Origin of the sequence: Mesoplasma melaleucae, from assembly GCF_002804105.1 — a bacterium.
Classification (GTDB): Bacteria; Bacillota_I; Bacilli_A; order Mycoplasmatales; family Mycoplasmataceae; genus Mesoplasma; species Mesoplasma melaleucae.
This window is the reverse complement of record NZ_CP024964.1, coordinates 833,353-845,295: the sequence shown is the minus strand read 5'-3', so window position 1 is coordinate 845,295 and position 11,943 is coordinate 833,353. Positions and strand designations below refer to the sequence as shown.

Sequence of the window (11,943 nt, the reverse complement as noted above, 5' to 3'; positions counted from 1 at the left end):
TTTTATTCTCCTTCATAAAATAAATTAAAACATATAAATATATAAGTTTTCCACAATGTGTGGATAAAAAAATAAATTAAAAAGAAATAAACATTATAAATAATATAAAAACTTAAATAAAGTAGTGTTTATAATGCTTTTTTCTACTTTTCCACATAAGGTATCTAAAAATGTTGAAAAACTTTGTGTAAAAATTAACGCAGAAATAATTTCTTAAATTTAACAAGAAAAAACTATACTTTTTTAACCACTTATATTATAATTAACAAGAATTATTAACTTTAAAAGGGGGTTTGAATACAATGAAAAGAACTTGACAACCATCAAAAATTAAACACGCACGTGTTCACGGTTTTAGAGCTAGAATGGCAACTAAAAATGGAAGAAAAGTTATCAAAGCTCGTAGAGCAAAAGGTAGAGCTAAATTAACTGCTTAATTTTTTTGTCTAATGAAAAATAAAAAAATTATAAAAAAGAATTTTGAGTTTCAAGAAATAATTAATAAACAAAAATTTTATCGAAATTCATCATTTGTTATTTACTATACTAAAAATGATAAAAAATATTTTAGATATGGAATCAGTGTTGGTAAAAAAATTGGTAACGCTGTGACAAGAAATAAAATAAAAAGACAAATTAGGATGATGATTCAAGATCAAATTAACAAATTACCAGAATTTTCATACGATATTATAATTATCGCAAGAGCTAGAATTATGGAAAAATCATTTGATCAAAATCAGAAAGAATTAATAAAATTAATTAATCAATTTTTAAAATAGCAAGGAGGTGCTAATTTTGTATAATGAAAATCAATTATATATAGCAAGTTCTAAAAATAACGGTGTTATGTCATATATGAACACAAGTAGCACCACAAAAACAAAGAAAACTTTTTGACAAAGAATAGCAGATAGTAATGATAGAAAACGAATTTTAAAATTAATCTGAAGATGAGTTAAAATATTAAGTTTCCTATTTATTATTATTTCAATGATATGAGGTTGTGTACAAATGTATCAAGATCCATATCTAATTCAAGAAGTAACAGACATGACAGGTAGAAGAGTTTATATGCCAGGGGTTTCATTTGAAATTATTACATCTTCTCTTGGTGAAAAACCATCGCAAAACTGGGCAGTTATTGTTTCAGGGTTGAATGGACAACAATATGCTTATAACGTAATTAGTTCATGAGGAGAAGCTTTTTCAAAAACTGGATCTCCATTCTATGGATTCTTCGTTTACCCAACAGCTTTACTACTTAATGCATTAATTAAAGGAATGTCAGGAACATTAAACCCAGAACTTGGAAATAATAGTTATGGAGTTTCAGTTATCTTTGCTATTTTATTTACAGTTATTATCATTAAATCTATTTCATTAGCATTTACTTGAAAATCGCAAGCTAATCAGCACAAACAGCAATCATTTCAATTAAAACAGGCAGAAATTCAGGCAAAATATAAAGGTGATAAATCACCTCAAGCAAGACAAAAAATGTCAGCAGAAATGAAAGCATTACAAAAAAGAGAAGGGTTCTCACCATTTTCATCAATGGCTGGAGCATTCGCTTCAATGCCATTCCTATTTGCGATTTATGCAATTGTTAGATCAACAAAATCATTAAAAATTGCAAATGTAGGTTTAATTGCTTTAATTGAAAAACCATGATCACAAATGTTAAGTGGAGAAGTTATTTATCTAACTTTACTTGCTGTGTATCTACCATTACAAATTGTTTCTATGTTATTACCATTAGTTTTACAATCAATAAAACAAAAATCAATAACATTGACTGATGCACAAAGAAAATCACGTAAAAAACAATACATCATGCAAGGTATATTCGCATTCGTATTCATCTTCGTTGTTGCCTCAGTTGCCTCAGGGGTTGCAATTTACTGAATCTTCTCGTCAACTTATCAAATTATTCAAACTCTAGGTTTCTTCTTCTGAAATCAACATAAAGCAAATCGCTCTGTGCAAGAAGTTCAACGTAGAAAACGTCAAGAAGAAAGAAGATTAGCAAAATTAAATAAGTAATCTAAATAATAGGAAACTGTTATTTTTTTATTTTAATAATGTTTTAAAGATATATTGTATAATTTTTGTAAGCGAAAAACATGGAGACAAATTAATGAATTGATTATTTACAGACTTTGATGGAACATTAAGAAACAGCAAAGATAAAGAAAACGGAATATCAAAAAATGATATGGCATTTGTTAAAGATTTACAAAAGAAAGGTCATAAAGTAATTATTTCAACAGGTCGCCCATTTGAACATATTAATGATCATATGAAAGAAAGTTATAGTGACTTTCTACCTGATTATTATTTAACAAATGCTGGTGCTGCTATTTATGATAATAAAGGTAATGAACTTTTTGCTAAATATTTAGATAAAGACTTAGTAGAAGAAATTATAAAATTTGTAAAAGCTAATAGAGAAGATATTATTAGTTTAGTTTATTCTTTTAAAGGTGAAGAAGACTTTTTCTATCATGATGCTTGAAAAGAAGAAATGTCAAAAACATTTATGGGAATGATTCCAAAAAATAAACCTCTATCTTATATTGATGGTAAAGAAATTATTTGTTTTAAAATGAGTTGTACAACAGAAACATGAAATAAATTAGTAAATCAATTAAATGAAAAAGGACTTAAATTTAGTTATGTTTCAAATAATCTAAAAGAGATAACATTTAATGAAATTCATAATTATGAAGTTTCAAAAGGTAATGCGATTAGAGAAATGATGAAACAATTAAATATTAGTGAAAATGATGTAATTGTGGCTGGTGATGACAATAATGATCTTTCAATGTTTAAAGAGTTTTATGATAACTCTTATATTGTTGTTCAAGATCATAATGTGAAAATAAGAGATAAAGCAAAAAACATTATAGAAAAACTAAGTGATATTAAAATTGATTAGTATCCAACTACTAAATTAACAATTTTAAATGTATAATTATTATGCCGTGATAAAGATTACGCCCAAATGAGTCAGGACCGGAAGGTAGCAGCTATAAGGGAATGTGTTTTGTATCACGGTTTTTTTGTTTATAATTATAGATATGATAGAAATAAACAAATATATTAATAAATTAAAAGTAAATAATAAAAAAAAAGATATACCTGTTTTTGCATGTGTAATCAAAGATGAACAAATTGTTGCATACAGTTACAATAATAGTTATAAGAATAAAAATATATCAGGGCATGCAGAAATTAATGCTATAAATAAAGCTGTTAAGAAGTTAAAAACTAATAATTTATCTGAGTGTACTTTGTTTACTACATTAGAACCTTGTTTGATGTGTTATGGAGCAATAAAACTAGCAAAAATTAGTGAAGTTAACTATTTATTAGAAAATAATAAAATGAGCTTCAGAAATGAAGTAAATATTGATGAAATTAAACTTAAAATATCTAAGATTAAAAATCCAGAATTAGAAAAAAAATATCAAAGTTTAATAACTAATTTTTTTGAAAATATAAGATAATAGGAAATTATATAAATGGAGCAAAAAATAAAACAATATTGAGAAAAATTTAAAATTGAAACAAATGCAAATAAAGATTTAAATTATAAAAAAGATTTTTGTTTTGGTTATGATGAAAGAACTTATGAAGAACTACTTAAATTAGTAATAGAAGGAACAAAAAAATCAACTTCATTTGCCTTTTTTCAATATGAGATGGATAATGAAGAAGAACCAAAAGTAGAAGATTATGCAATAGTAACTGATTCATTACGTAATCACAAATGTGTGATTAAAACAATTAATGTAAGATATTTAAAAATTTAATGAAATGACTTATGATATTTGTAAATTAAAAGGCGAAGATGAAAATCTTGAATCTTGGAAAGATGAACATAGATCATTTTTTACAATTGTTTTTAAAAGATATAATTTAAATTTTACAGAAGACATGTATGTACTTTTTGAAGAATTTGAAGTTGTTTATAGATAGATTTTTTCTATTTATAAACAACATTTTTTAATTTTAAGTTTCTTCAATTTTTAATCAGTATATTAATACGTTAAAAATGATAAAATTAATAATAAATATATATTTATTAAAGGAGGATTTATGGAACAAAACAAAGCGTTATACCGAAAATATAGACCTAGTAATTTTGGTGATATTGCAGGACATCAAAATGTTGTAGAAATTTTAAAGAATGAATTAAAGAATAATAAGATTAGCCATTCATTTTTATTTGCAGGTCAACGTGGAACAGGAAAAACATCAATAGCAAGAATATTAGCTAAAAGCGTTAACTGTAAAAATCTTACAGATGGATTAGCTTGTGAACAGTGTGAAAGTTGTATTGCTTCAAATGAACAAAGAAACCCAGATATTATTGAAATGGATGCTGCATCAAATAATGGTGTTGATGAAATAAGAGAAATTAAAAATAATATTAATTCACTTCCTTTTTTAGGTAAATACAAAATCTATATAATCGATGAAGTCCATATGTTAACAAAGGCAGCGTTTAATGCTTTATTAAAAACACTTGAAGAACCACCAGCACATGCGATCTTTATTCTAGCAACAACAGAATATTCAAAAATTCCAGCAACAATCCTTTCAAGATGTCAAATCTTTAACTTTAAAAAAATTGACAGAAACTCATTAATTAAAAGATTAAGATTTATTTGCGAAAATGAAGGTTACACAATTGAAAAAGATGTTTTAGAAGAAATAGCAATTATTTCTGAAGGGTCTTTAAGAGATGCATCTAATGTTATTGAACAATTAATTACAGTAACAACTGATCATATAACTGTTGAAGACTTAAAATCAGTTTTTTATGTAGCAACCAAAAATGAGAAAAAAGAAATTCTTATTAACATTCTAAATAATAATTCTTCAACAATTATTAAATATTTTGAAAAAGCAAATAATCAAGGAATGGATTTTGATGTATTTACTTTAAGTTTAATTGAAATAGTTAAAGAAATTATTGAGTTTAAATTTACACATGATAACGAAGTATTAAATATTTTAGAAGAAAATGACATGAATGAATTTAGTCATGTTAATGTAAAAGCATTATTTGAAATAGCAGATAACTTAAGTGAAGCCTATGCTAAAACAAAAGGTACAAGTATTAATTTCAATTACTTATTAATTAGTGTATTAAAAAATTTGAACACGCCAATTGATCAACCAATCAAAGTTGAAAAACCAATTGAACATAAAATTGTAAAACCAGAAGTAGTAGTTGAAACAAAAATTGAAGAAGTTATAACAAAACAAGAAACTATAATTCAAGAACAAGTAGTTGAATCAAAACAAGAAGCTAAACTAATAATTGAAGAAATTAAAGTAGAAGAACATATTGAAGAAGTTATTGTTGAAAAAACAGTAATTGAAACTGTTGAAGAAATTAATAATGTTTATGAATTCAAAACTTTAACAAATTTAAAAATTGAATTAAATAAAAACTTAGTAGTTAATGAAGATAAAAAAACTTACAAAATTCAAATTGATGAAGTTATTAACTTATTGGTTGGTGCTAATAAATTTAAAAGAGAAGAAATTGAAAATAAATTTAATGAATTCTTTGCTGTTAATCAAAATGATGAATTAACAAATCCAGAAATGGCAAAAAAATATATTAACTTTTACAATTTTAAAGTTATTGCCGCTTCAAATAATGAAGTATTATTAAGAGCTGAAGATTTTGAAAATGTTAATAACTTGTTATTCTCCTTACAAAGTGAACAACAAAGAGCATTGTTTCAAAAAGAGTTTGGAAATTTAATCTTTTTACCAATTGATGAAATTATGTGAAATGAAGTGAAGCTTGCATTTAAAAAGCTAAAAGAAAACAATCAATTACCAACATATCAACCAGTTGATTATAATAAATATTTTGATACTAAAAAACAATCAATTGTGCTAAGTCATTTTGATGACAAAACAATTGAAGCTGCTAGAAGATTATTTGATTTAGATAAAATAGAAATAGAGGATTAATTATGAATAAAGAAATATTTGATGAAATTATAAATAACATTAATAAAAATAATGGACTTACTAAAAAAACTAGTGAGCGATTAGTAAACAACTTAATCATTGATAAATTTGCTTTAGATAATTTCATCAAACAACTTAATCAAGTTAAATATAATATATCTATTTGTCCTATTTGTAATTATTATGAAATTAAAAAGAAATGTTTAATCTGTGCTGATGATACAAGAAATCAAAATGTTATTTGTGTTGTTGCTAGTCAATTAGATGTTAATAACATTGAAAAAATAAATAAATATAAAGGACTTTATCATGTACTTGGTGCAGAGATCAATTTAAATAAGAAAAAATCACCAAGCGATATAAACTTTGAAAGTCTAATATCAAGAATTGATAAAAATACAGAATTAATTTTAGCCTTGAATGCAACATTTGAAGGTGAGTTAACAACAAACTATATTTATCAATTAACCAAAAATATGAATATTAATATAACAAGAATTGCTAAAGGTATCCCAATGGGAGGTAGTCTTGATTATATGGATGAAACAACATTGGAGAGCGCATTTAAAAATAGAAAGAAATATGAGGTGTAGAAGTGTTTATATCAATCGAAGGAATGGATGGTAGTGGTAAAACAACTGCTTTACAAAGAGTTAAAGAACATTTAGAAGCTCTAAACTATAAGGTAATAATGACTAGAGAACCTGGTGGATTACCAATTTCAGAAAAACTTAGAAAAATAGTTTTAAACAACGATGGCATCGGTATGGAACCTTGAACTGAAGCATTACTTTTTATTGCCGCAAGAAAAGAACATTTAGAAAAAGTGATCAAACCATATCTTGCAAAAGGATATATTGTTATCTCAGATCGCTTCATGGATTCAACAACTGCTTATCAAGGTGGTGCTAGAGGACTCGGGATTGATTATCTAAACGATTTACAAAAAAGAATATTAGATAATTTTGTACCTGATTTAACACTTTACTTTGAATTAAGTTTTGAAGAAGCTGAAAAAAGATTAACAGGGAGACCTGATGAAAAAAACAGACTTGATGAAGAAGGTCAAAAATTTAAAGAAGGTGTTAAAAGCGCTTTTGAAGAATTAGTGAAAAAAGAACTAGAAAGAATAACAGTTATTGACGCAGGAAAATCACCAGATGAAGTTTTTGAAGCTGCTAAAAATGTGATTTTAGAAAAGATAAAATTATGAGAAAAAGAGAAACATTAGAAAAGTTTAAAGAACAGTTACAAAATAATAAAATGTTTAGTTCAATTTTGATATCAAATGATAATCAAGAATTACTAAATGATTTTTCTAATGAAATTTCAAGAATGATTTTTTGTGAAAATTATAGTTTAGAAAACGATGATTGCTATAACTGCAAAATATTTATTAATAAAACACTTTTAAACTTTGTTACTTTAGGTGATGGTAATTTAGCTATTAATAAAATTGATGTATTAGATTTAATGCAAAAATTTTCACTTACAACAAATGAAGTAAATAAATTTAAAATTTATGTTTTAGCTAACGCAGAAAACTTAAAAAATGAATCAGCTAATGCACTATTAAAATTTTTAGAAGAACCACCAGCAAATACAATTGCTATATTATTAACAAAAAACAAAAGTCAGGTTTTATCAACAATAAAATCTAGATGTAAATTAATTGTTTTAGAAAATGAAAATACTTTAAGTGAAAAACAAAACTTAATCAAAGAGATTTTAGAAAGAGACAAAAACTCAATTCTATTAGCAAACGCTGAATTAAAAAAACTTGATAAATCTGAATTAATTGCAATGTTAGAAGAAGCGTATTCAAAAACAATTGTTAAAAAGTATTTAAATATTGCTGAAGCAACACTTAAACTAATTTATGACTTAAAATTTACTTTTCAAACAAACTTAGCAATCGATGTTTTTCTAATACATCTTAGTGAGGTTATTTAATGAAAATTTTAAACGATCTATTGGGTTATGAAAACCGTAAAATTTATCAAGATTCTGAAATGTTTAACTTTACGTTAGATAGTATTTTAATTGCAAGATTTTTTAATTACAAAAGTGGAATTAAAAAGATTATTGATTTTGGAACTAACAATGCTGTTATCCCACTAATCTTAACTAAATATACAAATGCAAAGATTACAGGTGTTGAAATTCAAACTAAAGCAGCTAAATTAGCAAGAGAAAACGTAAAACTTAATAAGTTAGAAGATCAAATTGAGATTGTTAATGCTGATATTAAAGATTATGCAAAAGCAATGGCAAATAAATTTGATGCAGTAATTTGTAATCCGCCATTCTTTAAAAAACATGAAGAATCTAAAGTTAAAAAGGTAAGTGAAGAAGTTGTTAATGCTAGACATGAAACTTTAATAACACTTGAAGAAATTATTAAGAATGCAGGTTTAATATTGAAAAATGGTGGATTATTTACATTAGTTCATAGACCTGAAAGAATTGATGAAATTATTAACTTATTATATAAATATAAATTTGCACCAAAAAGAATGCAGTTTGTGCATTCAAAAGCTAATGATGAAGCTAAAACAGTTTTAATTGATGCAATATTAGAAGGTAATGAAGGAATGCATATCATAACACCTTTAATTGCACACAAAGATGATGAATCTTATACAAATGAACTTTTAAAATATTTTAAGGATTAACAAAATGGGAAAATTTAAATTAAATAATTCATTTTTATATTTAGTTGCTGTTTCTGGAGGGCCTGACAGCATTTTTATGCTTAATGAATTAGTTAAAATGAATATTCAAAACATTGTTGTTTGTCATGTTAATTACAATTTTAGAAAAGATTCAAATATTGATCAAAAAATTGTTTCTAATTTTTGTGAAAAACATAATTTAAAATTAGAAATCTTAGATGTAAAACAAAACTATAATCATTTGAAAGAAAATTTTGAAAGCTGAGCAAGAACAATAAGATATGATTTTTTCTTAGAAATGTCTAAAAAACATAACATTAAAAACGTGTTAGTTGCACATAATAAAAATGATTTAATTGAAACTTTTTTACTTCAAAAAAAAAGAAAAAGTTATGTTAAATTTTATGGATTAAATAAAACAACAATTTATAAAGGGTTAACCATTGTAAGACCAATGCTTGATATTTTAAAATCAGATATTTATAAATCTCTAATAAAAGATAATGTTAGTTATGCATTTGATTCAACAAATGAAGATACAAATTATAAGCGAAATGAAATCCGAGCTAAATTGTCTGAAGATTCTTTTTTAGACATAGAAAAAGAAATTAAAAAGTTAAATAAAGAACTAGAAAAAATGAATCTTGAAGTTGATTGATATGTAAACAATAATATGTCTGCTGATGAACTTAAAATTAATAAAAACCTAGTTGATAAAAACTTAGAATTTATTCAAAGATCAATATATAAATGATTAGAATTAATTAACAAAGATTCTATTGTTCAAAACCGAAGTAATAAAACAATTTTTGAAATTGCAAAAAATATTAAATATTCACAAAAAGTATTTTGAGAAATTAAAATTGGAGAATTTTATATTATTAAAGATTATGAAAACTTATTTTTAATTGAAGCAAATATGATAAAACCTAAAACTTTTATTATTAATTCAAAAGAAGATTTGTATCTTTCTGAAGAATTTATTAACTGATTAGATTTAGTTAATGCAATTAAAAAAAATGAAGAAAAATATCCTTATGTTATTTCAAACGATTTTACAAATTATAAGTTAACAACTTACGCGTTTGGTAAACGCGCAAACAGATATTTAATTGATAAAAAAATAAGATATAAAAATAGAATGTTGAAAGCTGTTGTTTTTAATGTAAAATCAAAGAAAATCTTAAATACCATTAAGTAGAGTAATATAGCAAATAATGGTATTATTAATATAGAACAAAAATCTTGAGAGGGAGGAAATAAATGAACGCTAAAAAAAGAAAGTCTACCTTATGATTTTGACTAATAATTTTGCTAGCTATTATAGTAACAATTATTATTATTGCAGTTACTGTTAAAGGTACAACGCAAGTTATAAGTGGTGTAACATTTAAAGAATGAATAACTGCAAATGCACCTAATATAAATCCAAAAGCTGATGATCATTGAAAAAATGTAATCGTTTATTATGGTTCTAATGGAACAATAGTTGTTAAAGGAGCTTATTTAGATGCAGCATCAGGTAAATTTGTTAACTTTGTTGCTTATTTAGGAAAAGAAGAATTTATAGACATTATGGGAAAAGGGCCTTATCCTTGACCAGCGCTTTTATACCAAGGATCTGTTGGTATGGCATTATTAGTATCATTAGCACCATTATTAATTTATGTATTATTATTTGGTGGAATTATTTGATTTATGATGAAAAGCTCTTCAGGAGCTGGAGCAGGACCAGGTAATATCTTTGGTATGGGTAAAAATAGAGCTCGTGCTGAAAAATCTGATGTTAAATTTGCGAACGTTGCTGGAATTGAAGAAGAAAAGTCAGAATTAGTAGAACTTGTAGATTACTTAAAATTCCCTGCTAAATATGCTGAAGCAGGTGCAAGAGCTCCAAAAGGAGTTTTAATGGAAGGTCCACCAGGAACAGGTAAAACTTTACTTGCTAAAGCTGTCGCTGGAGAAGCTGGAGTTTCATTCTTCTCAATTGCTGGATCAGAATTTGAAGAAATGTTTGTTGGTGTTGGAGCAAGTCGTGTTCGTGAAATGTTTAACGATGCTAAAAAATCAGCACCTGCAATTATTTTCATTGATGAAATTGATGCAGTTGGTAGAAAAAGAAATAATGGTATGGGTTCAGGTGGAAATGAACAAACATTGAACCAATTACTAGTTGAAATGGATGGATTTGGTACTAACTCAGGAATTATTGTTATGGCTGCAACAAACCGTGCTGATGTTCTTGACCCTGCCTTATTAAGACCAGGTCGTTTTGATAGAGTTATTCAAGTATCATTACCAGATATTAAAGAACGTAAAGCTATTTTAGAATTACACGCTAAAGGTAAAAAAATTGATAGTTTAGTTGATTGATATAGAGTTGCTGAAAGAACTCCTGGATTCTCTGGAGCTCAATTAGAAAACGTTTTAAACGAAGCTGCTATTTTAATGGTTAGAGAAAAACGTGACATTATCACAATTACTGAAATTGATGAAGCTATTGATCGTGTAGTTGGTGGTCCAGCTAAAAAATCACGTGCAATGACTAAACAAGATAAAGATATCGTTTCATACCATGAATCAGGACACGCATTAATTGGATTAAAACTAGATAGTGCTTCTAAAGTACAAAAAGTTACAATTATTCCTCGTGGTAATGCTGGAGGATATACAATTATGACTCCAAAAGATGAAACTGTATTCTCATCTAAAAAAGACTTATTTGCAACTATTGCTGGATACTTAGGTGGTAGAGCTGCTGAAGAAATTATGTTTGGAAAAGAAAACGTAACGACAGGAGCACATGACGACTTAGATAAAGCAACAAACATTGCTAGAAGAATGGTTGTACAATTCGGGATGTCAAGTTTAGGAATGACAAAATTCTTAACAATGGCTGAAGAATCATACGGTAAAATGGAAGGTACGTATTCTGATGATACAGCAGCTAGAATTGATGCTGAAATCTCAAAAATTCTTGAAGAATCATATAAAATTGCTTTAAAAATTATTAAAGAAAATATGCATACATTAGAATTATTAGCAGAATCATTAAGAGTACTTGAAACAATTACTGCAGAACAAATCGAATACATTAATAAAAACAAAAAATTACCAGAAGAAGTTTTAGAACAAAAAAACAGAATGGCTAAAGAAGATGAAAAAATCAAAAAAGGTGAAATCATCGACATTAAAGTAGAAGATCTAGACATTGAAGAATAATTAAAATGGAGTGAACCTCCATTTTTTTGTAAACCAATAATAC

General features: G+C 25.9%; 14 protein-coding genes and 1 other RNA gene. All 15 read left to right on the top strand.

Translation table 4 applies throughout. The features are described from left to right. The first annotated feature begins 302 nt into the window (after positions 1 to 302). The 15 genes from rpmH to ftsH all read left to right on the top strand — a co-directional run bounded on the left by rpmH (position 303) and on the right by ftsH (position 11,900). Positions 303 to 437 (top strand): 50S ribosomal protein L34, encoded by a 135-nt coding sequence (rpmH, locus tag EMELA_RS04395; protein ID WP_011183579.1) that lies wholly within the window; start codon positions 303 to 305, stop codon positions 435 to 437. A 12-nt stretch (positions 438 to 449) separates the two neighbouring features. Beyond that, a complete protein-coding gene (gene rnpA, locus EMELA_RS04390) occupies positions 450 to 782 on the top strand; it encodes a ribonuclease P protein component (protein ID WP_028123907.1) in 333 nt (110 codons plus the stop codon). 34 nt (positions 783 to 816) lie between these two features. Further along, complete coding sequence (gene yidC / locus EMELA_RS04385; RefSeq protein WP_084485285.1) at positions 817 to 2,046, top strand: membrane protein insertase YidC; 1,230 nt, start codon at positions 817 to 819, stop codon at positions 2,044 to 2,046. Positions 2,047 to 2,140: 94 nt separating this feature from the next. After that, the gene (locus EMELA_RS04380) at positions 2,141 to 2,941 is read left to right on the top strand and encodes a Cof-type HAD-IIB family hydrolase (protein WP_028123905.1); all 801 of its coding nucleotides are present in this window, start codon (positions 2,141 to 2,143) and stop codon (positions 2,939 to 2,941) included. Between the two features lie 36 nt (positions 2,942 to 2,977). Further along, positions 2,978 to 3,073, top strand: an RNA gene (ffs, locus tag EMELA_RS04375) — signal recognition particle sRNA small type. A 10-nt stretch (positions 3,074 to 3,083) separates the two neighbouring features. Then, positions 3,084 to 3,512 (top strand): nucleoside deaminase, encoded by a 429-nt coding sequence (locus EMELA_RS04370; protein WP_028123904.1) that lies wholly within the window; start codon positions 3,084 to 3,086, stop codon positions 3,510 to 3,512. A gap of 15 nt (positions 3,513 to 3,527) precedes the next feature. Then, on the top strand, positions 3,528 to 3,818 hold the full coding sequence (locus EMELA_RS04365; protein ID WP_051584578.1) for an ASCH domain-containing protein: 291 nt from the start codon (positions 3,528 to 3,530) through the stop codon (positions 3,816 to 3,818). Positions 3,819 to 3,822: 4 nt separating this feature from the next. Then, a complete protein-coding gene (locus EMELA_RS05420) occupies positions 3,823 to 3,984 on the top strand; it encodes an ASCH domain-containing protein (protein ID WP_084485276.1) in 162 nt (53 codons plus the stop codon). Positions 3,985 to 4,104: 120 nt separating this feature from the next. Further along, positions 4,105 to 6,003: a DNA polymerase III subunit gamma/tau gene (gene dnaX, locus EMELA_RS04355; RefSeq protein WP_028123903.1), complete on the top strand. Its 1,899-nt coding sequence runs from the start codon at positions 4,105 to 4,107 to the stop codon at positions 6,001 to 6,003. A gap of 2 nt (positions 6,004 to 6,005) precedes the next feature. Continuing rightward, on the top strand, positions 6,006 to 6,596 hold the full coding sequence (gene recR, locus EMELA_RS04350; RefSeq protein ID WP_028123902.1) for a recombination mediator RecR: 591 nt from the start codon (positions 6,006 to 6,008) through the stop codon (positions 6,594 to 6,596). A 2-nt stretch (positions 6,597 to 6,598) separates the two neighbouring features. Continuing rightward, complete coding sequence (gene tmk / locus EMELA_RS04345) at positions 6,599 to 7,234, top strand: dTMP kinase (RefSeq protein ID WP_028123901.1); 636 nt, start codon at positions 6,599 to 6,601, stop codon at positions 7,232 to 7,234. Continuing rightward, complete coding sequence (locus EMELA_RS04340; RefSeq protein ID WP_028123900.1) at positions 7,213 to 7,956, top strand: hypothetical protein; 744 nt, start codon at positions 7,213 to 7,215, stop codon at positions 7,954 to 7,956. Before tmk ends, EMELA_RS04340 begins: the two co-directional genes overlap by 22 nt. Then, a complete protein-coding gene (locus tag EMELA_RS04335) occupies positions 7,956 to 8,678 on the top strand; it encodes a tRNA1(Val) (adenine(37)-N6)-methyltransferase (RefSeq protein ID WP_028123899.1) in 723 nt (240 codons plus the stop codon). The genes EMELA_RS04340 and EMELA_RS04335 overlap by 1 nt, the downstream gene beginning before the upstream one ends. A gap of 4 nt (positions 8,679 to 8,682) precedes the next feature. Further along, positions 8,683 to 9,879 carry a tRNA lysidine(34) synthetase TilS gene (gene tilS, locus EMELA_RS04330; RefSeq protein WP_028123898.1) on the top strand — a complete coding sequence of 399 codons (1,197 nt, stop codon included), beginning with the start codon at positions 8,683 to 8,685 and terminating at the stop codon, positions 9,877 to 9,879. A 62-nt stretch (positions 9,880 to 9,941) separates the two neighbouring features. Next, positions 9,942 to 11,900 carry an ATP-dependent zinc metalloprotease FtsH gene (gene ftsH, locus EMELA_RS04325; RefSeq protein ID WP_028123897.1) on the top strand — a complete coding sequence of 653 codons (1,959 nt, stop codon included), beginning with the start codon at positions 9,942 to 9,944 and terminating at the stop codon, positions 11,898 to 11,900. The last annotated feature ends 43 nt before the right edge of the window (positions 11,901 to 11,943 follow it).